Annotated in this window: 15 protein-coding genes and 1 tRNA gene; 5 read left to right on the top strand and 11 right to left on the bottom strand. The window is 67.6% G+C overall.

The features are described 5' to 3' along the window. Positions 1-13: 13 nt before the first annotated feature. Both F573_RS0107270 and F573_RS0107275 read left to right on the top strand, forming a co-directional pair. Positions 14-100, top strand: a tRNA-Leu gene (locus F573_RS0107270). Positions 101-231: 131 nt separating this feature from the next. After that, on the top strand, positions 232-2520 hold the full coding sequence (locus tag F573_RS0107275) for a diguanylate cyclase (RefSeq protein ID WP_231384397.1): 2289 nt from the start codon (positions 232-234) through the stop codon (positions 2518-2520). On the opposite strand, the gene mnmD is transcribed toward F573_RS0107275, so the two are convergent. The 4 genes from mnmD to F573_RS0107295 all read right to left on the bottom strand — a co-directional run bounded on the left by mnmD (position 2517) and on the right by F573_RS0107295 (position 7765). After that, positions 2517-4352: a tRNA (5-methylaminomethyl-2-thiouridine)(34)-methyltransferase MnmD gene (gene mnmD / locus F573_RS0107280; RefSeq protein WP_019022026.1), complete on the bottom strand. Its 1836-nt coding sequence runs from the start codon at positions 4350-4352 to the stop codon at positions 2517-2519. The genes F573_RS0107275 and mnmD overlap by 4 nt on opposite strands. Positions 4353-4374: 22 nt before the next feature. Further along, on the bottom strand, positions 4375-5904 hold the full coding sequence (locus F573_RS0107285; RefSeq protein ID WP_019022027.1) for a peptidoglycan DD-metalloendopeptidase family protein: 1530 nt from the start codon (positions 5902-5904) through the stop codon (positions 4375-4377). A 104-nt stretch (positions 5905-6008) separates the two neighbouring features. Then, positions 6009-6791 carry an ABC transporter permease gene (locus F573_RS0107290; protein WP_018946038.1) on the bottom strand — a complete coding sequence of 261 codons (783 nt, stop codon included), beginning with the start codon at positions 6789-6791 and terminating at the stop codon, positions 6009-6011. Then, complete coding sequence (locus tag F573_RS0107295) at positions 6788-7765, bottom strand: ABC transporter ATP-binding protein (RefSeq protein ID WP_019022028.1); 978 nt, start codon at positions 7763-7765, stop codon at positions 6788-6790. Before F573_RS0107295 ends, F573_RS0107290 begins: the two co-directional genes overlap by 4 nt. A 92-nt stretch (positions 7766-7857) precedes the next feature. On the opposite strand from F573_RS0107295, the gene F573_RS0107300 reads away from it, so the two are divergent. Further along, positions 7858-9252: a M17 family metallopeptidase gene (locus F573_RS0107300; protein WP_019022029.1), complete on the top strand. Its 1395-nt coding sequence runs from the start codon at positions 7858-7860 to the stop codon at positions 9250-9252. On the opposite strand, the gene F573_RS0107305 is transcribed toward F573_RS0107300, so the two are convergent. Beyond that, positions 9245-10678, bottom strand: coding sequence for a Glu/Leu/Phe/Val dehydrogenase (locus F573_RS0107305; RefSeq protein WP_019022030.1), 1434 nt, complete (start codon positions 10676-10678; stop codon positions 9245-9247). The two genes, F573_RS0107300 and F573_RS0107305, sit on opposite strands and share 8 nt — an antisense overlap. 216 nt (positions 10679-10894) lie before the next feature. Here F573_RS0107305 and dusA point away from each other — a divergent pair, with 216 nt between their 5' ends. Beyond that, entirely contained in the window at positions 10895-11968 is a 1074-nt protein-coding gene (gene dusA, locus F573_RS0107310) for a tRNA dihydrouridine(20/20a) synthase DusA (RefSeq protein ID WP_369773215.1), read from the top strand. A 49-nt stretch (positions 11969-12017) separates the two neighbouring features. Here the strand turns inward: dusA and F573_RS0107315 are convergent, their stop codons facing one another. Continuing rightward, positions 12018-13184 (bottom strand): cupin domain-containing protein, encoded by a 1167-nt coding sequence (locus F573_RS0107315; protein ID WP_019022032.1) that lies wholly within the window; start codon positions 13182-13184, stop codon positions 12018-12020. Positions 13185-13191: 7 nt separating this feature from the next. Continuing rightward, positions 13192-14559, bottom strand: a complete 1368-nt coding sequence (gene purB / locus F573_RS0107320) for an adenylosuccinate lyase (protein ID WP_019022033.1) — start codon at positions 14557-14559, stop codon at positions 13192-13194. A gap of 74 nt (positions 14560-14633) precedes the next feature. Between purB and F573_RS0107325 the strand changes: the two genes are divergently transcribed. Next, a complete protein-coding gene (locus F573_RS0107325) occupies positions 14634-16025 on the top strand; it encodes a lyase family protein (RefSeq protein WP_019022034.1) in 1392 nt (463 codons plus the stop codon). Positions 16026-16056: 31 nt separating this feature from the next. Here the strand turns inward: F573_RS0107325 and F573_RS0107330 are convergent, their stop codons facing one another. The 4 genes from F573_RS0107330 to acnA are packed head-to-tail and all read right to left on the bottom strand — an operon-like array spanning position 16057 to position 22023. Beyond that, a complete protein-coding gene (locus F573_RS0107330; protein WP_019022035.1) occupies positions 16057-18009 on the bottom strand; it encodes a bifunctional diguanylate cyclase/phosphodiesterase in 1953 nt (650 codons plus the stop codon). A gap of 7 nt (positions 18010-18016) precedes the next feature. Then, a complete protein-coding gene (locus F573_RS0107335; RefSeq protein ID WP_019022036.1) occupies positions 18017-18862 on the bottom strand; it encodes an HDOD domain-containing protein in 846 nt (281 codons plus the stop codon). Further along, positions 18859-19221: a hypothetical protein gene (locus F573_RS0107340; protein WP_019022037.1), complete on the bottom strand. Its 363-nt coding sequence runs from the start codon at positions 19219-19221 to the stop codon at positions 18859-18861. The genes F573_RS0107335 and F573_RS0107340 overlap by 4 nt, the downstream gene beginning before the upstream one ends. A 48-nt stretch (positions 19222-19269) precedes the next feature. Next, a complete protein-coding gene (acnA, locus tag F573_RS0107345) occupies positions 19270-22023 on the bottom strand; it encodes an aconitate hydratase AcnA (protein ID WP_026300847.1) in 2754 nt (917 codons plus the stop codon). Between the last annotated feature and the right edge of the window lie 12 nt (positions 22024-22035).

The following is a 22035-nucleotide window of genomic DNA, read 5'->3' on the forward strand; positions in this document are numbered from 1 at the left end:
CCGCCGCGTCTGCGGGGGCGTGGCGAAACAGGTAGACGCAGCAGACTTAAAATCTGCCGGCCGCAAGGCCGTGCCGGTTCGAGTCCGGCCGTCCCCACCATTGTCGTCTTTTCCGCCTGTCGCGGACGAGCTTTCTCAGCCTCCCATGACCATTTTCATCCTCCGGGGATTACGCGCCCCCGGGTGAATGGGCATAGTGGGGGTGTGGGGTTCGGATCGAAGGGGGCGGACATGCGCGGGATACCGGGCGACAGCGCCGCAGGAGAGGCCCCGACCGCCGGGACGGACGGGACAGCACAAGGTCGGACGGGCGGTTTTGCCGCCACGTCGGTGGTGTCGGGGCTGCTCGCGATGCTGATCTTCGCCGGGATGTTTCTGCTGGCCGACCGTGCCTGGGAGCATCAGCTGGCCGAGCGGCATCAGGCGAACCTGGCGAGCGAGGTGGCCAGCAGGCGTACGCGCCTGGAAAGCGTGATCAACAGCCTGGTGCACGCCACCGTTGGTCTCTCCGCCTATGTCGAGGCACGCCCGCACCTGGATGGCGACGAGTTCGAGCGCATGGCCGACCGGCTGTACCGTCGGGACCCGGAAGTCATTCGCTCGCTCACGTTACTGGCGGGATCCCGCATCGATTTTGTCTACCCGCGCGAGGGCAATGTGGATGCCCTGGGTCTCGACGTGGCCAGCCATCCGGAGCAGGCGGCGTCCTTCCGTCGGGTCATGGAAACCGGAGAGACCGTCGTCGCCGGGCCCTGGGAGCTGGCACAGGGCGGGACCGGCCTCCTGGTCCGCAGTCCGGTCGGTCCGGAAGAAACGGGCGACCCGCTGGACGAGGCCCGGCAAACGGATCCCGGATTTACCATGGCCAGTGTGGCGGTGGATTTCGAACGGGTACTGGCGCGCGCGGGGTTCGGCCGCACTCCCGGCGCGCTCAAGTTTGCGCTGCAGGGGCGAGACGGGACCGGGCACCGCGGCGAGGTGTTCCATGATCCGGACGGGATTGCCGAAGGGCCGGCGGAGTGGCGCAAGACGGTCAGCTTTGCCGGTGGCGAATGGGTCCTGCTGGCGCGCCCGGTGCCCGAGGCCATGCCGACCTCCAGGCCGCCGGCCTGGTGGGCCTTCGGGATCCTTGGCACCCTTGCACTGGGCGGACTGACCTGGCGCGTGAGCGGGCATGTGCGCGATCGCGCGCGCCTGCTGAGCCAGTACCACACGCTGGTCGCCAACCTGGAGGACGCCACTCTGGTGGTCCGGGATACCCGGGTCCTCTGGACCAACCCCGCGTTTCGCCGCACGACCGGACAATCCCCGGTCGACGGCACCTCCGTGAAAGACCTCGAACTGTTCCATCCGGACGATATCCCGTTGCTGCCCAACGGGCTGGTATTTTCCAGGGAAGATCCGGATCCGGCCGGGCGCCAGGTGCGCGTGCGCATGGCGGACGGCCACTGGCGCTTTCATCTGCTGCGCTGGGTGCCGATCCCGTGGGAGCAGGATCGGGCCATGCTGCTGATCCTGGTGGACGTGCACGACAACCGGATGCTGTTCGAGGCGCTCGCCCAGGCCCGCGACCTTCAGGAGGCGCTGTTCGAAGCCATGCCCGGTCATGCCCTGGTGCTGGGGGAGGACGGGATGATCTACCGGGCCTTTGGGGATAGTCGGGGGGCGAAGGAGGCGGACGCGTCGGGGCGGAGGGGGGCGGGGTCGATCGTGGGGCACGGCATCCAGGAGTTCCTGCCCGAGGCGGTGGCCCGGCAGTTCCTGGCAGTCGTGCGGCGGGCGCTGGACGAGGGGGCCCTGCAGGAGACCGAATACCTCCTCGATCCCGGTGTGCTGCATCCGGCGCGACGGTCGGAGCCGGAACTCGCCGGGGATGGCTGCGAAAACGGGCAGCGCTGGTTCGAGGCCCGCGTGCGCCCCATTGCCGCGCATTTCGAGGGACGTGCCGCGGTCGTCTGGCATGCGCTGGACGTGACCGCGCGGCGCAAGCTCGAGGAGCGTCTGCACACCCTGGCCTGGCAGGACCCTTTGACGGCGGCTGCGAACCGCGCGGCGATGGAACGGGCGTTTCCCCGCATGACATCCCGAGCCCGCCGCGACGGGGGGCAGCTGGCCATGGTGTTCATCGACCTGGATCGCTTCAAGCCGGTGAACGACGAACACGGCCATGCCGTCGGTGATCAGCTGCTGCGCCGCATGTCCGCGGATCTGGCGGCGCACCTGCGTGCCGAGGATCTGCTGGTCCGGCTGGGCGGTGACGAATTCCTGGTGCTGACCGGGACGCTGACTTCTCGCGACGAGGTGCATCCGCTGATCGAGCGGATCCGCAGCGTCTTCGATACCCATTGGGAGCTGACCCTGGACGACGGGGAGCGTATTGCGGTGGTGGTGACCGCGAGTATCGGCGTGGCGTTCTATCCGGAACACGGGGAGACCCTGGCCGACCTGATCGCGGCGGCCGACCAGGCGATGTACCGCGTCAAGGGACAGGGCCGCAATGCGGTGGCCTGGGCGGACTAGGCGACCCGTTGCGGCGACAGGCGTCGGGCCACGTTCTGCTCCAGCGGTTCCGGCAGGTCCAGCAGGCGGTCGGCTACCAGCTCGCCGCTGATCGGTGCATAGAGCAGGCCTCGTGAACCGTGCCCGAGGGTGAGCATGACCCGGCCCCGGCGGTCCATGCGCGAAGCGCCCACCAGCGGAAGGCGGTCGCGAAAGACGGCGCGCATGCCGGTCCAGCGCTGCGTGATCCGCGCATCCTCGGGGGCGGGCATGCCCGGAACCCATGCCAGATGCTCCAGGTTGTGGCGGTCGTCTTCGGCGGTCGGTTCGGGGGGCGCTGCCGGATCCGCCGGGAGCCCGTCGTGGCGGTAGGTGGCGCCGATCCAGTGATCATCCGTGTCCCGTCGAATCCAGTAGCCCTGACCGGTGCGCACGCGGAAATCGGGGCCGGGAAGGGGGTGCTGCACCCGGGTCATCTGGCCTCCCACGGTCCCGAGGCGCGCCTGTTCCGGGCACAGGGGCGCGCCGGCAGTGGCGATCACGACCGCGTCGAAGCCCCGCGCGGGGTGGTCGCCGTCGAACGTCACCCGGACGTCGGTGGCGTGCGGCTCGATCGCGCTGACCCCGGTGCGCTCCACCGCGGGCAGTGCGGCGGCCAGTCCGCGGCACAGGGCCCCCATGTCCACCGCCCGCCCGCCGGGGTATTCCAGCATCGGCCCGGGAGTGCCGGCGGGGGCGGTGGCGGCCGGGTCGAAAAGGTAGCCGCTCTCCGCCGGATCGCGCGCGCGAAGTCGCTGTACGCGCTTGCGTGCGTGCGCGGAGATGCCGTGGAAGGCGACGCTGTCACCCAGCAGGAGCGTCGATCGGCCCCCTTCCAGGCCCTCGGCGGCGCGTTCGATCAGGGCATGGGTGTGGCGCATGCCGGTGAGCGCCAGGGCATTGAGCCCCGGGTCATCGGGGAGCAGGTGAGGCAGCAGCACCGCCGCCGGGTTGCCGGACGCCCCCCCGCCCGGGCCCGCGGGATCGAACAGGGTGAGGTGGCAGCCGCGGTCCTGCAGGGCCAGGGCGGCCGACAGTCCGGCAATGCCCGCCCCGATGACTGCTACGCGTCGCGGACGTTCGCGAGTCTCGGGCAGGGCGGGGGGAGCCGGGTCATGGAAATGGCCGCACAGGCGTTCACGCTTGCGTCCGTGCCCGGGTTTGCGCCGGACCACGAAGCCGGCCGCCTCCAGGTCGCGGCGCACCTGACCGGCCGCGGCGTAGGTTCCGAAGGTGGTGCCGGGCCGGGAGATACGGGACATCTGCCGGAAGACACCGATATTCCACAGGCCCGGATTGCGGCGGGGTGCGAATCCGTCCAGATACCAGGCATCCACCGCGGCATTCAGCTGCGGGAGGGTGATCGCCGCGTCGCCGAAGACCAGGGTCAGCACCGCGCGTGCCCGAGGGAAATGGATCCGGTGAAGGCCGCTGACCGGTGGGGGATACCCGTCGCGCAGGCGTTCGGCGTCCGGGCCGTCAAGGCCCAGTTGCCGATGGGCGCGGGCGAGGTCGTCGGGATGCAGCGGCCGCGATTCGAAGCCGATCAGCGACAGGAAGCCGTCGTCATGGGCCCGGGCGCGCCACTCGCGAAGCGTCAGGAGGGTGTTGAGTCCGGTGCCGAAGCCGGTCTCGGCGATGATCATCCGGGTACCGGGGCGGGCGAAGCGCCGGGGCAGGTCGTTGGCCTCAAGAAAGACTTCGTGCGCTTCCTCGAGCGGGGCGTCCGAGCCGAAATAACCGTCGCCGAACTCGGGAGAGACGGGCTGTCCATCCCTCCATTCGAGACGCGCAAAGGCCAGTGCTTCGGGCAACGGCGGGGCGGCGGGCCGGTTCCTACTGCGCGGCGAGTTCGCTGAACGGCCGCAGAGCGACCTGTTCGCCGCGCTGCCCGTTCTCCAGCTGCGCGAACAGGACTTTGCCAATCTCGCGGAACTGCTCGAGGTCTTCGCCTTCCAGCGAGTCGCTTTCGGGCAACGCTACCCGCATCGGATCCTTCGGCCGCCCCTTCACGTGCACCTCGTAGTGCAGGTGCGGACCGGTACTGCGTCCGGTGTTGCCCGACAGGGCGATGCGATCCCCCCGCTCGACATCATCCCCCGGGCTGACCAGGGCACGGTCCAGATGGAGATAGCGCGTGGAGTAGCCCTGTCCGTGTTCGATCACGATGAAGCGACCGGCATACCGGTCGTGCTCGACGCGCGTGACCCGACCATCCGCCGGTGCCTTAATGGGGGTCCCCACCGGCATGGCGAAGTCCGTACCGTGGTGCGGCGCGACCCGGCCGGTGACCGGATGCCGTCGCTGCGGATCGAAGCCCGAGCTGATGCGGTAGTTGCCGGAGAAGGGACGGCGGTCGAACGGCGGCAGCAGGCTTTCGCCATCCGGGCGATAGAAGCGCCCGTTGACGTTGCGCGCGGCTTCCTCCTGTATCCGCTCGCCGTTGTATTCGAACGCCAGCAGTCGCAGATTCTGCGGCGTGTCCTCGCCGACGACGGTTTCCTGCTCCACCAGCAGGGTGAATTCATCGCCGGCGCGTGCGTTCAGGCGCACCGGCAAGTGGCGATCCATCAGCACGGCGATCGCCGCTGCCGCCCGCGAGGAGAGTTCGGTCTGGCGGGACAGGGCCGCGGAGATCGAGCCGTCGATCTCCGCGCTGATGATCAGGTGCGAGGTCTCGCGGGCATTCTCGACCTCATGGCGGTCAAAGTCCCAGCCGTCCTCCTCCCGGACCCATTCGTAGCCCGAGGCGCTGTCGGTCCACAGCCGCATGCGGGTCAGGTAGCCTTCGTCGTCTACCTGCCACTCGATCTCCTGGCCCGGGCGGACACGGTTCAGGATGTCGGCATTTTCGTCGTCGTCCAGCAGGCGATAAAGCGTGGCCAGCGGCAGATCCCATTCCTGTTCCCACAGCCCGGAGAGGCGCTCGTTGCGATCCAGGGTGTGCGAATTCCAGTCCGAGTGGCCGAGTTCGGCCGTTGCGGAGGGCTCGTCGTCATCCAGGTCAAAGGTTTCGTACGAAGTGGCCCCGGTCGTCGGCTCGCTGGCCGTCGGCGGCTCTCCGGCATCCTGGTAGGGTTCGAATGCGAATGCTACCGTGTGAGTGTCGCCCGGCGGGACCGAGCCGCCCACCGCGGGCACCGGTTCGGCCACCGAGGCCTGGCTCCAGTCGGCACGGGTCTCCATGCCCCGAGCCCCGGAGCCGTTGTCCGTCGATCCGGGATCCGCGCTGGAGAGGGGCGCGATCTGCAGGGACTTTTCCGTTTCCTGTGGCTTGGAGGCGAGGACCAGGCCGGAACCCACTGCGAGGGCGAGGCCGGCGGTTCCCACGATGACCGAAGACGTGATCCTGCGCTGACCGTTCATGGACGTGGTTCCGTTGGGCGTTGCCGATTTATACCACGTTTGGCCGCGATGTGAACCACCCCCGCGGATGCGCCGATTCTCGCGGTGCTGTCGCTTGAATGCCTTCATGAGCGGATGCCCGTTCCCCGATTCAGAAGCCACAGTGCCAGACCATAGAGCACAATGATGAACATCGCGATGATGGCAAAGGATGCGATCACTGGAAAGTCACTGGTTCCAAGGCTCCCGTAACGAAAGGCATCCACCATGTAAAAGATCGGGTTCAGCATGGACGCGCCCTGCCAGAAATCGGGCAGCAGGCTGATGGAATAGAAAACGCCTCCGAGGTAAGTCAGCGGGGTAAGAACGAACGTGGGAATCAGTGCGATATCGTCGAAAGTTCGTGCGAATACTCCATTGATCAGTCCGGCCAGTGCGAACAGGATGGAAGTCAAAAGGACGACCAGCAGCATCACGATCGGGTTGTGCACGCTCAGGGGCGAAAAGAACAGCGAGACGATCAGAACGGCCACGCCCACGGTGAGCCCGCGTGCGACCCCGCCGAATATGAACCCCAGGATGATGACGCTGTTGGGGATCGGCGAGACCAGTAGTTCCTCGATATGACGCTGAAACTTTGAACCGAAGAATGATGATACGACGTTGGAATAGCTGTTGGTGATTACCGCCAGCATGATCAGCCCGGGAACGATGAAGTCCATGTAGCGAAAGCCTTCCATTTCGCCGATGCGTTCGCCGATCAGGCCGCCAAAGATGATGAAGTACAGCGCGGTGGTGACGACCGGGGGCAGGACGGTCTGCACCCAGATTCTGGCAAAGCGCAGTATTTCCTTGATTGCGATGGTGCGCAGGGCGGTGCCCCACAACCGGAGATCCGCGCGGGTCATGCCTGGCCCTCCTGCTGCTCGGTGGCTCCGTCGCCGCCGGGTGTCAGCGGGCTGCGGGTGGTCTCGTTCTGGGTCATGCGGACAAAGAGCTCTTCCAGTCGATTCGCCTTGTTCCGCATGCTCTGGACCCGGATCCCCTGATTATCAAGAATCTGGAAGAGATCATTCAGGTTCTGGTTGGAGTGTATGTCGGCCTCCAGGGTCAGCTCGTCGATGCGTCGCAGCGGGATCGGGCCGCCCTCAGGAACCGCCAGCGGGGGTTCCACCAGGTCCAGGACCATGGTCTCGGTCTCGAGCTTGGCCAGGAGCTGCTTCATCGTGGTGTTCTCGATGATGCGGCCGTCATCGATGATCGCGATGTTGCGGCAGAGCGATTCGGCTTCCTCGAGATAGTGGGTGGTCAGGATGATGCTGCGGCCGTCATCGTTGATCTTCTGCAGGAAGTCCCACATGGAGCGCCGCAACTCGATGTCGACCCCGGCGGTGGGTTCGTCGAGGATCAGCAGCCGCGGTTCGTGCACCAGGGCGCGGGCGATCATCAGGCGGCGTTTCATGCCGCCGGAGAGCATGCGGGCCATGTTCTCGCGCTTGTCCCACAGGCCCAGTTCGTTGAGATAGTAGCCGGCGCGGTCCCAGGCCTCGCGGCGGGGAATGCCGTAGTAGCCGGCCTGGTTGACGACGATCTCGCCCACCGGTTCGAACTGGTTGAAATTGAACTCCTGCGGGACCAGGCCGATCGAGCGCTTGACGCCCCGGGGATCCCGGTCGAGGTCGTGGCCGAACACCCGGACTTCCCCGGCCGTCTTGTTCACCAGCGAGGTGATGATGCCGATGGTGGTCGACTTGCCGGCGCCATTGGGCCCGAGCAGGGCGAAAAAGCTGCCGGGGGAGACCTCGAGGTCGATTCCCTTGAGGGCTTCGAAGCCGTTGTTGTAGGTCTTGCGCAGCCCGCGGATTTCCAGTGCTGGCGTCATGGCACGTTCCCTGTCGGTCGGTGGGGGCCGGGCGTCCCGGCCGCAGGTGGCGTTATTATGGGGGCTTTGCCGTGCAGATGAGGAAGCCCCCAGTGGAATCCGTTTTTGTTGATGAGTCGTCCGCCGCCGTTGAACTGATACCCGTGACGCCGGAGTCGCTGCATGCCGCGCTGGAGGGGCGGCCCGCACGCTATGCGCGCTGGGCGCAAGCGACCGGCTTTACCGGCGAGGCCGGGGGTATCCTGCAGATCGCCGGGGACCAGGGCGAGCTGGAAGCGGCCCTGGTCGGCTACGACGTGGGCCAGCCCCTGTGGATGCTGGCTGCGGCGGCGGAGTCCCTGCCGGGGGGGAATTATCGCCTGCATGAGGCGGGCCTGACAGCGGAGGCAATCGAACGGGCGGCGGTCGGCTGGGGGCTGGGCAGGTATCGCTTTCGCCGGTATCGCAGCGAGCCACCGACCGACGACACGCCGGTGCGGCTGATCTGGCCGGACGGGGTGGATCGGGAGCGTGTCACGTCCATGGTGGCGGCGGTCGGCCACACCCGGGATCTGATCAATACGGCCCCGGCCGATCTGATGCCGGACGAACTGGCGGCGGAGGCCGAGGGTCTGGCCGAACGTCACGGCGGAACCGCCAGGGTGGTGGCGGATCCCGACGAGGTGGCCCGGGACTGGCCGTGCATCCATGCCGTGGGGCGCGCCAGTGAACACCACCCGCGGGTGATCGAGCTGACCTGGGGGCCGGAGGATGCCCCGCCGGTGGTACTGGTGGGCAAGGGAGTCTGTTTCGATTCGGGCGGTCTGAACATCAAGCCCGACAGTGCCATGCGGCAGATGAAGAAGGACATGGGCGGTGCGGCCACGGCGCTGGGGCTGGCCGGCCTGATCATGCGGGCCGGGCTTGCAGTGCGCCTGACGGTCCTGGTCGGAGCGGTAGAGAACGCCGTGGGCTCGCGTTCCTTCCGTCCCGGCGATGTCCTGACCACGCGCAGCGGGCGTACCGTGGAAATCGACAATACCGATGCCGAGGGCCGCCTGGTGCTGGCCGATCTGCTGGACCGTGCGGGTGAACTGGAGCCGGCCCTGGTGGTGGATTTTGCGACCCTGACCGGTGCGGCGCGAGTGGCCGTGGGGCACGAGATCGCCGCGTTCTTCGCCAGCGACGACGCCTGGGCGGCCGCCCTGGACGAGCCGGCGCGCGCGTGGGACGATCCGGTCTGGCGGCTGCCGTTGCATGCGCCGTATCGGCACATGCTGGAGAGCGATGTGGCCGACGTGGTTAACGCCAGTTCGGGCGGGCAGGCCGGGGCGATCACCGCGGCGCTGTTCCTGCAGGATTTCGTGCCGGCCGAAACGCCCTGGCTGCATTTCGACATCATGGCCTTCAACACCCGCGCACGCCCGGGCCGGCCGAAGGGTGGCGAGGCGATGGGCCTGCGGGCGGTGTTCGCGGCCCTGGAGGCCCGTTTCGGTCGGGTCAGATGACCTTCAGGTCGGGACGGGCGCGGATGATCTTGCGCAGCGCGATCAGGTATGCCGCGGTACGGTAGTCGAGGACCTCGCCATTGCTTTCCACCTCGCGCACTTCCTGCATCTCGCTGAAGGCCTCGCGCATGGTGTCGTCCAGGCCCGAGCGCACCAGATCGATCTCCTCGGCACCGCGCACGATGGATTCGCGCAGCCACTCGGGCACATCCTGGTTGGTCATCATCTCGATGGCGCTGACGATGTGCTGGCCCTGGGCCTGGTCGTAGCGGCGCTCCATGCGGCCGAAGCGGATGTGCTGGATGTTACGCACCCATTCGAAATAGGAGACCACCACGCCGCCGGCATTGACGAACACGTCGGGCAGCACCGTGATTCCGCGCTGCTGCAGGATGCGGTCGCCCTCGAAGGTGCAGGGGCCGTTGGCGGCCTCGACCACCAGGCGGGCGCGGATGCGCGGCGCGTTGTCCTCGTGGATCGCGCCTTCCAGCGCGGCCGGGACCAGCACGTCGCAGTCTTCTTCCATCAGGCGGTTGCCGTCGCGTTCGAAACGCACGCCCGGGTAGCCTTCCAGGGTGCCGGTGCGGTTCATGTAGTCATGTACCGCGTCGACATCCAGGCCCTGTTCGGAGTAGATGCCGCCGTCGCTCTTGATGATCCCGACGATGCGGACGTTGTCGTCCTGCTGCAGGAAATGGGCGAGGTGATAGCCCACGTTGCCGAAGCCCTGGACGATGACCCGCTGCTGACTCAGGCCGCCCCCGAGGCCCGCCTCCGCGACGGCCGCCTTCGAACGGAAGAAGGCCTGCAGGGCGTACTGCACCCCTCGGCCGGTGGCTTCCAGACGGCCGCGCATGCCGCCCAGGTCCACCGGTTTGCCGGTGACCGCGGCGACGTGGTTGATGTCGTCCGGGCGGTGCTGGCGATAGGTGTCCGCAATCCAGGCCATTTCCCGCTGGGAAGTGCCGACGTCGGGGGCCGGGACGTTCTGCGCCGGCGAGATGTAGTCGCGCTGGATCAGTTCGTGGGCGAACCGGCGGGTGATGCGTTCCAGTTCCCATTCATTGTACTGGCGCGGGTCGATGCGCAGACCGCCCTTGGAACCGCCGAACGGGATGTCGATGATTGCGCACTTGTAGGACATCAGTGCCGCCAGAGCCTCGGCGTGGGCCTGGTCCATGTTGGGTGCGAAACGCATGCCGCCCTTGACCGGAAGTCGGTGCGCGGAATGCACGGCTCGCCAGCCATGAAAGACCTCCACGCGGTCCCGGAACTGGATGGGGAAGGACACCTGGATGACCGAATCGCAGGTTTGCAGCGCCTCGCGTGCCCCGTCCGGGATCTCGAGGTAGCGCATTGCGCGTTCCACCATGCGCGAAACGTTCTGCTGGAAATCGTTGGACTGCGGGGTTGCGGGAGGCGTCATCCGGCGATTCCGTGACTGAATTCGCATCGGATTGTACATGCGCAGGCCCGCATGCAGGCAAAAGACGCCGAAGCGTTCGGGTGCGGGCGGTCGAGTCGGTCGGACACAGCGGGTCAGGCTGACCCGTGTCGCATTGGCACAGGCAGAGTCGGGCGTTGCTGGACGTCGGGGGCGCGCCGGGACACCATGGGCGGCCCATTTATGGTTCAGCCCGGAATGTCCGATCCGCCTTCTGCCAATCCCATCGTGTGCGCGCCGCAATCCGGTTCGCCGACGGCCTGCACATCCTCGCTCGCTGGAGGGCCGGAGCGCTTTTCCGTCGCGCCGATGATGGACTGGACGGATCGCTGGTGCCGACGCTTCCACCGGCTTCTGACGCGGCATGCGCTGCTCTACACCGAAATGCTGCATGCCAACGCGGTGGTGCGGGGCGATCGTGCGCACCTCCTCGGCTACGCGGAGGTCGAGCATCCGCTGGCGCTGCAGCTGGGGGGATCCGAGCCCGACACGCTGGCGGAGGCCGCGCGCATTGGCGAGGACTTCGGCTATGACGAGATCAATCTCAACGTGGGCTGTCCGTCGGACCGGGTACAGTCGGGTGATTTCGGCGCCAGTCTGATGGCGACACCCGAGCGGGTTGCGCGCGCGGTGGAAGCCATGCAGGCGGCGGTCGACATCCCGGTGACGGTCAAGCATCGCATCGGTATCGACGAGCAGGATTCGGATGCGGATCTGCATGCCTTCGTACGTACCGTGGCGGATGCCGGTTGCCGGCATTTCATCGTGCATGCACGCAAGGCGTGGCTGCAGGGGCTGAGTCCGAAGGACAACCGCGACGTCCCGCCGCTGGACTACGCGCGGGTACACCGGCTGAAGGCCGAATTCCCGGGGTGTGTGATCGTGCTGAACGGGGGGCTGGATGACGTGGCCGCCGCGCGCGAACTTCTGACCACCCTGGACGGGGTCATGTTCGGCCGCCATGCCTATCATCATCCCTGGAGTCTGGCGGAGGTCGACCGGCTGTATTTCGGTGAGGCCTGGCGGCCCGAGCGTGCCGAGGTGGTCCGCGAGCTGCAGGACATGGCCGAAGGGATGCGGCGCGAGGGCGTGCCGCTGGCGCGGCTGACCCGCCACGTACTGGGGCTGTTCCACGGCGAACCCGGGGCCCGGCAGTGGCGGCGGATCCTGACCGAAGGGGCCCATCGTCCCGATGCCGGCCCCGAACTGATCGAACGGGCGGCGGCCGCCTGTCCGGCGGCGCAGGGCGAGGCGGTGGCCCCGGCCGGCTGAAGGCCGCCGCAGGGCTGGCCCCGGGCGGCAGCGCCGCTGCGTGTTTTCCTCAGTCGTCGGGCTCCAGCCACCCCTCGCGCAGGCCATCCTCCAGCACCTGATGGATCGACGGAAAGCCGGCTTCCCAGTCTGCCGCGGCGAGGCTCTCCACGGTACAAAAGATCTCCAGCTGTTGCGGTTCCAGCGCCGGCGTGGGGTGATCATGCCCGGCGATGCACAGCACCGGGCCGTCCGGACCGTGGAACCAGGCCCGACGGATGCCCGGATGGATGCGGTAACGCACACCCGGCTGCGGGGCCGGGGGCGGAGCGTCCTCGTCCGGGGCAGCGAGCCCGGTGCCTGACGTGGGACGGGTCAGGAAGCGGCCGAGATACGCGTCCAGGTCGGCATCGTCCGCCGCCAGCAGGGCCCGCAGCGCGTCGCGCAATTCGCGCCGGTCGCCGGCCGGCAGCTCCCCCGGCCACTGGTCGGCGGGGCGCCCCGGATCCTCGAAGCGGGCCTGATCCCCGATCACGTTCGCGCGTTCTTCCAGGAACCCGGTCAGCACGTCGAGGATGGCCGGGGCACGGAAGCCGACGGACCAGGTCATGCACTCGCGGTCCAGGGATTCACCGTAATGCGGGACGCCCGGCGGCAGGTAGAGCATGTCTCCGGGCTCCAGCTCCCAGGAGTCGGTGGGCCGGAATTCGCGCAGGATCGCCAGCGGCAGGTCCTCGAAGCATTCCGGACTCCCGGGCGGATCCTGAATCTGCCAGCGTCGCCGGCCCGCCGCCTGAAACAGGAAGACGTCGTACTGATCCACGTGCGGGCCGACCGAGCCGCCGGGCGGGGCATACGAGATCATCAGGTCATCGCGGCGCCAGCGCGGGATGAAGTCGAACTGCGCGAGAAACTCCGGGCCATCCGGCCAGAAGCGCTCGACGTCGCTGACCAGCAGGGTCCAGTCGCGTTCCGGCAGCCGGGCCAGGCGCTCCGGCTCGAACGGGCCGTATTCCACGTCCCAGTCGTTGCGCTCGCGATGGCCGAGGACCAGACGGCTGCCGGCCTCGGGATCGGTCGCCAGGCCGGCGAGATCGTCGGGTTCGATGGGATTCTCGAACCCGGAGATCGCGCCGCGGATCAGCAGGGGCTTCTGCTGCCAGTAATCCCGCAGGAACGCGGCCGGCGTGAGTCCGCCCAGCAGGGTCAGCGGGATATCCGCGTCGGGCGCTGCCACGGTCGACTCAGACGTCGCGGGCCAGGCGGTCCGCCAGACCGGTGTAACGCCCGGGGGTCAGCTCGCGCAGGCGCGCGCGGGCCTCTTCGGGGATGTCCTGCTCGTCGATGAACTCGTGCAGGGCCTCGGGGGTGATCCGGCGGCCGCGGGTGAAGTCCTTGAGCTTTTCGTAGGGCGAATCGATGCCGTAGCGGCGCATCACCGTCTGCACCGCCTCGCCGAGGACTTCCCAGTTGGCATCCAGGTCCTCGTCCAGGCGTGCGGTTTCGATCTCCAGCTTGCCCAGCCCGCGGGCGAACGCCTTCCACGCGATCAGCGACCACGCGAAACCCATGCCGATGTTGCGCAGCACGGTGGAGTCGGTGAGGTCGCGCTGGAAGCGCGAGACCGGCAGTTTGCCGGCGAGGTGATCGAACACTGCGTTGGCCAGGCCGAGGTTGCCCTCGGCGTTCTCGAAGTCGATCGGGTTGACCTTGTGCGGCATGGTCGAGGAGCCGACTTCGCCGGCCACGACCTTCTGCTTGAAATAGCCCAGCGAGATGTAGCCCCAGATGTCGCGCGAGGCATCCAGCAGGATGGTGTTGGCGCGCATGAAGGCATGGAACATCTCGGCGAGGTAGTCGTGCGGCTCGATCTGGGTGGTGTGCGAACTGGGCTCGAGGCCCAGGTCACTGACCACGCGCCGCGCCAGTGCCGGCCAGTCGACCTCGGGGTAGGCCACCACGTGGGCATTAAAGTTGCCCACCGCGCCGTTGATCTTGCCGCGGCAGACCACGCCGGCCAGCTGCTCGCGCTGGGCCTGCAGGCGATGCACGACGTTGGCGATCTCCTTGCCCATGGTGCTGGGCGAGGCGGGCTGGCCGTGGGTGCGCGAGAGCATCGGCTGGTCGGCGAATTCTCCGCTCAACTGGCGCAGTGTATCCACGATGCCGTCCAGCGCCGGCAGCATCACCTCTTTGCGCGCCTCGCGCACCATCACGCCGTAGGCGAGGTTGTTGATGTCCTCGGAGGTGCAGGCGAAATGCACGAACTCCATGCGCGCGGCGAGTTCGGGATGGTCCTGCATCTGCTCCTTGATGTAGTACTCGATCGCCTTGACGTCATGATTGGTGGTCCCCTCGATGGCCTTCACGCGTTCGCCGGCGGCGTTGTCGAATTCGGATGCGATGCGCTCCAGTGCGGCGGTGCCTTCGGCGGACATGGCCGGGACCTCGGCGATCGCGGGCTCGGCGGCCAGCGCCTTGAGCCAGGCGATCTCGACGCGCACGCGGGCCTGCATCAGGCCCTGCTCGCTGAACCAGGGAGCAAGGTCGCGGGTGTGACGGGCATAACGGCCATCGACCGGGGCGATGGCGGTGAGGGCGTTCAGGGACATGGTCGGCCTTGTGATGGGGCTTGCTTGTGCGGCGCAGTATAATACAACGATCAAGTCGACCGCCGGAGCCAGGAATGACCCGATCAGGCCATCGCCAGGAACACGACAGCCTCGGCACCGTGGAGGTGCCCGAACATGCCCTGTGGGGCGCGCAGACCCAGCGTGCCATCGACAACTTCGCCATCGCCGGGCGCCCGCTGCCGGCGGCCTTCATCCGTGCCCTGGCGCAGGTCAAGGCGGCCTGTGCCGAGGCCAATCACGGTCTGGGCCAGCTGGACGGAGAGACCGCGCAGGCCATCGTGCAGGCGGCCGAGGCGGTGGCGCTGGGCGAGCATGCCGATGCCTTCCCGGTGGACGTGTACCAGACGGGCTCGGGCACCAGCAGCAACATGAACATGAACGAGGTGCTGGCGCATCTGGCCTCGACCGGCGCCGCCGGGGCGGTTCATCCCAATGATCACGTGAACCGCTCGCAGAGCTCGAACGATGTGATCCCCACGGCGCTGCACGTGGCCGCGCTCAACCAGCTGGAACACGAGCTTCTGCCGGCGATGCGGCGCCTGATCGCGACCATCGCACGGCGCGAGGCGGGGGCAAAGACCCTGGTCAAGACCGGTCGTACTCATCTGATGGATGCCATGCCGGTACGCCTGGATCAGGAGATGTCCGGCTGGCGTACTCAGCTGGAGCAGGCGGTGGAGCGCCTCGAGGCGACCCGCGACCGGCTGGGGCGGCTGGCGATCGGCGCGACCGCGGTGGGTACCGGGGTCAATGCCCCGGAAGGGTTCGGCGAGCGGGTGGCGGAGCGCCTGTCCGAACGCACCGGGCTGGCATTCCGGCGCGAGCCGAACGGCTTCGCCGCACTGGCCAGCCAGGACACCGCAGTGGAGTATTCGGGGCAGCTGCGGACCGTGGCCACTGCGCTGATCAAGATCGCCGAGGACCTGCGCTGGATGAATTCGGGCCCGCTCGCGGGACTCGGCGAGATCGCCCTGCCGGCGCTGCAGCCGGGCAGTTCGATCATGCCCGGCAAGGTGAATCCGGTCATTCCCGAAGCGGTGCTGATGGCGGCGCGCCAGGTCATCGGGCTGGATGCGGCGGTCACCGCCGCCGGGGCCGCGGGCAATTTTCAGCTCAACGTGGGCCTGCCGCTGATCGCCGACAACCTGTTGCAGATGACGGGCCTGCTGGCGCGCGCCGCCGACCATCTGGGCGAGCGCGCGGTGGCGGGCTTCAGCGTCAACGAGGAGGTGATGCGCGCGGCCCTGGATCGCAACCCGATCCTGGTGACCGCGCTCAACGCCGAGATCGGTTACGAGGCGGGGGCCCGCATCGCCAAGGAGGCCTACGCCTCGGGCCGGCCGATCATCGAAGTGGCGGCGGAGCACACCGGCATGGACCGCGATCGCCTGCGCGGCCTGCTGGATCCGCTGCGTCTGACCGGAGGAGCGGACGGCGGCGCCTGAACCGGCCGTTCGGCGCGGTTCGGTGTTCGCGTCATTCGGTCTCGGGCAGCATGCGCACGTCGTTGACGATCATCTCCCGCAATTCGTCGAAGGCGACCGGCCGGGAATAGCGAAACCCCTGGGCGTAATCGCAGCCGAATTCCCGCAGCAAGTGGATCTGCGCGTCGGTTTCCACCCCTTCGGCCACCAGCTGCATGTCCAGGCTGCGCGCCATGACCACGATCGCACGCACGATCTTGGCGTCCTCGTGGCTCTTCTCCAGATCCATCACGAAGGAGCGGTCGATCTTGAGGGTGTCGGCCGGAAGCTGCTTGAGCTGGGTCAGCGATGCATGTCCGGTACCGAAGTCGTCCACTGCCAGTGACATGCCGACTTCGCGCAGGCGCTGGAACACGCACGCGGCGGTGTCGGCGTCATCCATGATCACGCTCTCGGTGAGCTCCAGCTCGATGCGGTCGGCGGGGATCCCGTGTTCCTCGGTGATCGCGAAGAATTCCTCCGCAAGATTGGGCTGGCGCAGCTGGCGCGCGGAGACGTTGATGGCGATATGCGGAAGCGCCTGCGCGGTTCCGGGCAGGGAGGCGAGATCGCGGCAGGCCTGTTGCAGAACCCATTCTCCGATCTGTTCGATCAGGGTCATGTCTTCCGCGATTTCCATGAACTGACCGGGGGGCAGCATCCCCAGACGCGGGTGGTCCCAGCGGATCAGGGCCTCGGCACCCACGACACGGCCGGTCGCCAGCTCGATCTTGGGCTGATAGTGCAGCCGCAGCTGGTCATCCTCGATGGCGCCGCCAAGGTCGGTTTCCAGGCGGAAGTGCCGGAAGGTTCGCGAATTGAGGTCCTGGGTGTAGAAGCGGAAGCCGTTGCGGCCGCGTTCCTTGGCATCGTACATCGCGGCGTCGGCGTTGCTGAGCAGGGTGTCGGGTTCGTCGCCGTCGTAGGGGAACACCGCGATCCCGGCCGAGCAGGAGGTCAGCACCGGATGGTCGGCCACCGTCCGTTCCACCGCCGTGGTCCGCACGATTTCGGTCACCAGCCGGACGACACCCTCCAGCCCCTGGATCCCCTCCACCAGGATGCCGAATTCGTCGCCACCCAGCCGCGAGAGCGTCGGGCTGGCGCCCTGGCCACCCGTCGATCCGCGGGGGGTCTCCAGCAGGGCGGAAAGATCGGTGGCCACCTTGCGGATCAGTTCGTCCCCCGCGCGATGACCCAGCGCGTCGTTCAGACGCTTGAAATTGTCCAGATCGAGCAGGATCAGCGCGACATGGCTGGAGCCGTTGGCGTGACGTTCCATGGCCCGGGCGAGACGGTCACTGAACAGCATGCGGTTGGGCAGGTTGGTCAGCGAGTCGTGCGACATGTGATGCAGGAGCTCGCGTGATTGCCGTTCGGTGATGCGTTGCAGGGCCTGCTGGCGCCGTTCCATCAGGTGATAGAGATCCGCCGATTCGAGCGCGTAGGCCGCGTTGAACAGCACCAGGGTCAGGGCGGACATGACCAGCTCGTGGCGCGGGGCTTCGTCCCGGCCCGGCCGGGCGGCGAACATCCCGCGCACCCGGGTACGGGTGGAAATGACATGCAGCAGCACCATCCCGCCATCTTCGCCGGCGGGCAGGAATACCGGGTGGTTTTCATGCAGGGCCCAGGAGAAGGTGCCCTGCCGGATCAGCTGTTCCACCCGGTCGGGCAGGTCACCGGGGCTGTCGTCTTCCGCGTCGTGCTGTGCCAGATTGAACGAGGCGTCGCCGTCGAGCAGATAGATGGCCGACTCCGGCAGGGCCAGCAGGCGGCGCACGGCCTCCAGGGTATTGCGAACGATGACGTCGGGGCAGCGGTTGCCCTCGGTGTCACCGAAGATCGCCGTGGTCGAGGACAGTACGTCCATCACGTAGGCATTGTCCTCGAGACTCTGCTCCAGGTAGCGGATCCGCTCCTGCAGCTGCTCGAAGTCTTCCGGGGTCCGGTACGAAGGGCTCATGGCGGGGTCAGTCCAGGAGGATTCGGGCCAGCTGCTCGAGCTGTTCGCGTGCCGTATCGGCGATTTCTTCACAGGCAGCCATCTCCAGTCCGATCCGTTCGAAGGCTTCGGCGTGGATCGGCGGCACCATGCGCTCCCCGGAGGAACCCAGGCGCAGGGCGTTGGCGATTGCATCGGCGACATGCACGATCCCGGCCTCGACCGGGAAGGAGGGGGCGGCCAGCGGGTCGTGGTGATAGCGGGTGGCTTCCACGTGGGCGGGCGTCATGCCCCATTGCTCCAGCAGACCGGCGCCGATGGTCGCATGGTCGAATCCGAGATAACGCTGTTCCGTGACGAACAACAGCTCACCGTCGCGTTCGCGCAGGTTGATCAGCTCCTCGGTATCGCGGCCGAGGCGCAGGAACAGGACCAGGCGGCCGATGTCGTGCAGCAGCCCGAACAGGTACAGCCGGTCCACATTGGCCTCGCGTCGGAAACGGGCGAGCCCGCGGGCGATGATCGCAGTCGCCAGACTGTGTCGCCAGAACGAACTCATGTCCACGCCGATCACCGGCAGGCCGCGGAAATGTTCGATCACCACGGTGGACAGTACGATCTGCCGGATCTGCTGCAGGCCGATGATGGCCACTGCCCGATGCAGGGTCTCGATCTCCTGCGGGAACCCGTACAACGACGAATTGGCCAGGCGCAGGGTCTTGGCCGCGACCGTGGGGTCCAGTTCGATCGCCTCGGTGATGTCGGCGACGCTCGAGGTCGGATCGTTGATGCGTTCGACGATGGCATTGAATGCACCGGAGAAGCTGCACAGCGCGTCATCCGCCTGCAGGAAATCTTCCAGCCGCGGCGTCATTGTGACCCCCCGCGCGTGGACTGCCGCAGTTCATCGATCATCGCCCGTCGCGCGATGCGGTAGATCCCGTCCATCGGAAAGCGCTCGATGTCGCAGTGCTGGAAGCGTTCCGCGAGCGCTTCGTCCGCAGTGGCGCCAAGGCGCGCCTCGGCGGCATCCGGATCCTCTTCGCCGGCGGTCGGCTGCGTACCCTCGACCGCATCCGGGTCGGGGTCGGTGGCCGGCGGGTCCCCGTCCTGGATCCGCACCTCGCTGACGCCCCAGGCCTGCAGGACCCGCAGATGCTTGTCCTGCAGGGTCATGCCCGCGGGGATCAGCAGGCGACCGGAACGGTCGTGCACCGGGGCGGCCAGCGTCATTCCGGCACGCAGTTCCGCAGTGGGGACGGTTTGCGTCATGATAGCGGTTCAGCCTTTGCCCGCCAGTTGACGCAGGACGTACGGCAATATTCCACCGTGACGGTAGTAGTCGATCTCCTGCGGGGTATCCAGCCGCACGCGCACGCGGAATTCCTTGCGTGCGCCGTCATCGGCGGTGGCGGTCACCGTCGCTTCCTTCGCCTCGCCACCCCGGATGCCGCTGATGGTATAGGTTTCCTCGCCGGTCAGGCCCAGCGATTGGGCGTTTTCGCCGTCGTGGAATTGCAGAGGCAGCACGCCCATGCCGACCAGGTTGGAGCGGTGGATGCGTTCGAAGCTCTCCACGATCACCGCCCGCACGCCCAGCAGCAGGGTGCCCTTGGCCGCCCAGTCGCGCGAGGAACCGGTGCCGTATTCCTTGCCGGCGATCACCACCAGCGGGGTGCCCTCGGCCTGATAACGCATGGACGCGTCGTAGATCGACATCGGTTCGCCATCCGGCAGGTGCCGGGTGACGCCGCCCTGGGTGCCGGGCGCCAGCAGGTTGCGCAGGCGCACGTTGGCGAAGGTGCCGCGCATCATCACCTCGTGGTTGCCGCGCCGCGAACCGTAGGAGTTGAAGTCGGCGGGCTTGACGCCCTGTTCTTCGAGGTAACGGGCAGCGGGGCTGTCGGGCGCGATGGAGCCGGCCGGCGAAATATGGTCGGTGGTCACGGAATCCCCCAGCAGGGCCAGGACCCGTGCGCCTTCGATATCCGGGGTCTCGGCCGGCGTCATGCCCATGCCGTCGAAGTAGGGCGGCTTGCGCACGTAGGTGGAGTCTTCCTGCCACTCGAAACGGTCGCCCGCGGGGGCCTCGAGGTTGCGCCAGCGGTCCTCGCCCGTATACAGGTCGCCATAGGCACTGGTAAAGCTGCCGGCGCCGACGTGACGGTCCACCTGCTCACGGATTTCCTGCGAACCGGGCCAGATGTCCTTGAGATAGACCGGGTTGCCGGCGTCATCCTCGCCCAGCGGATCGTTGTAGAGGTCCAGGTTGGTGCGGCCCGCCAGGGCATAGGCGACCACCAGCGGGGGCGAGGCGAGGAAGTTCATCTGCACCTCGGAATGGATGCGGCCCTCGAAATTCCGGTTGCCCGAGAGCACCGAGGAGACCACCAGGTCATCCTTGATGATGGCCTCGCTGATCGCCTCGGGCAACGGGCCGGAATTGCCGATGCAGGTGGTGCAGCCGTAGCCCACTACGTGGAAGCCCAGGTCTTCCAGGTCCTCCAGCAGGCCGGCATTCTGCAGATAATCGGTGACCACGCGCGACCCGGGGGCGAGCGAGGTCTTGACCCACGGCTTGACCTTCAGACCCCGCTCGCGCGCCTTGCGGGCGACCAGGCCCGCACCCAGCATCACCGACGGATTGGAGGTGTTGGTGCAGGAGGTGATCGCCGCGATCACCAAGTCGCCGTGGTCCAGGGTGAAGGTCTCGCCGTTCATCTCGATGGCGGTGTGGTGCGGTTCCTCCGCCTGATGCTCCACGCCCACCGCGGTATGACCGCCCTCGGCCGCAAAGCGCTCGGCTTCGGCCGGTTCGTCGGCCCCCGAGGCGCGTTCCTTCAGCAGGGTATCCAGGTGCTGGCTGATCATGGCTCCGGCGCGGCCCAGCGGGATGCGGTCCTGGGGCCGTTTGGGGCCCGCCAGACTGGGTTCCACCGAGGACAGGTCGAGTTCCAGCAGGTCACTGTAGCGCGCCACCGGGGCGCTGTCGTCGCGCCACAGGCCCTGTTCGCGGGCATAGGACTCGATGAACCGGACGTGGCCTTCTTCGCGGCCGGTCAGGCGCAGGTACTCCAGGGTTTCGTCGTCGATCGGGAAGATCCCGCAGGTCGCGCCGTATTCCGGGGCCATGTTGGCGATGGTGGCGCGGTCGGCCAGCGGCAGATCGGCCAGGCCGTCGCCGAAGAACTCGACGAACTTGCCGACCACGCCGTGCTTGCGCAGCTGCTCGACGATCACCAGCACCAGGTCGGTGGCGGTCGCGCCCTCGGCCAGCTTGCCGGTCAGGCGGAAGCCGACCACCTGCGGGATCAGCATGGAGATCGGCTGGCCGAGCATGGCGGCCTCGGCCTCGATCCCGCCCACGCCCCAGCCCAGCACGCCCAGGCCGTTGATCATGGTGGTGTGCGAGTCGGTGCCGACGAGGGTGTCGGGATAGGCCATGCAGCTGCCGTCGGCGCGGTCCTCGAGGAACACGGTGCGTGCCAGGTATTCCAGGTTGACCTGGTGCACGATGCCGGTATCCGGGGGCACGACCTTGAAGGTCTCGAACGCCTGCTGGCCCCACTTGAGGAAGCTGTAGCGTTCGCGGTTGCGCGAGTACTCGAGCTCGGCGTTCAGGTTCATCGCATCCGGATTGCCGTAGGCGTCGACCTGCACCGAATGGTCGATCACCAGTTCCGCCGGCTGCAGCGGCGCAATCTTCGCCGGGTCGCCGCCGAGGTCTTCCATGGCGTCACGCATCGCGGCCAGATCGACCACCGCCGGGACCCCGGTGAAATCCTGCAGCAGCACGCGCGCCGGGCGGAACGCGATTTCGCGCGCGGGTTCCGCGGCCGGGTCCCAGTCGAGCAGCCCCTCGATGTCGTCGCGGGTGATGGTGCGCCCGTCTTCGTGGCGCATCAGGTTTTCCAGCAGCACCTTGAGCGCGAAGGGCAGGGTCTGCGCGCGCGGGTCGTCGGCGATCGGGACGTACTGGCACTCGTGTCCGCCGGCGGACAGGGTGCGGGTGTTCCGGGGCATAGCGTCGCTCATGATGCGTCCATC

The sequence above is a fragment of the Thioalkalivibrio sp. ALE23 genome (assembly GCF_000378545.1).
Lineage (GTDB): Bacteria > Pseudomonadota > Gammaproteobacteria > Ectothiorhodospirales > Ectothiorhodospiraceae > Thioalkalivibrio.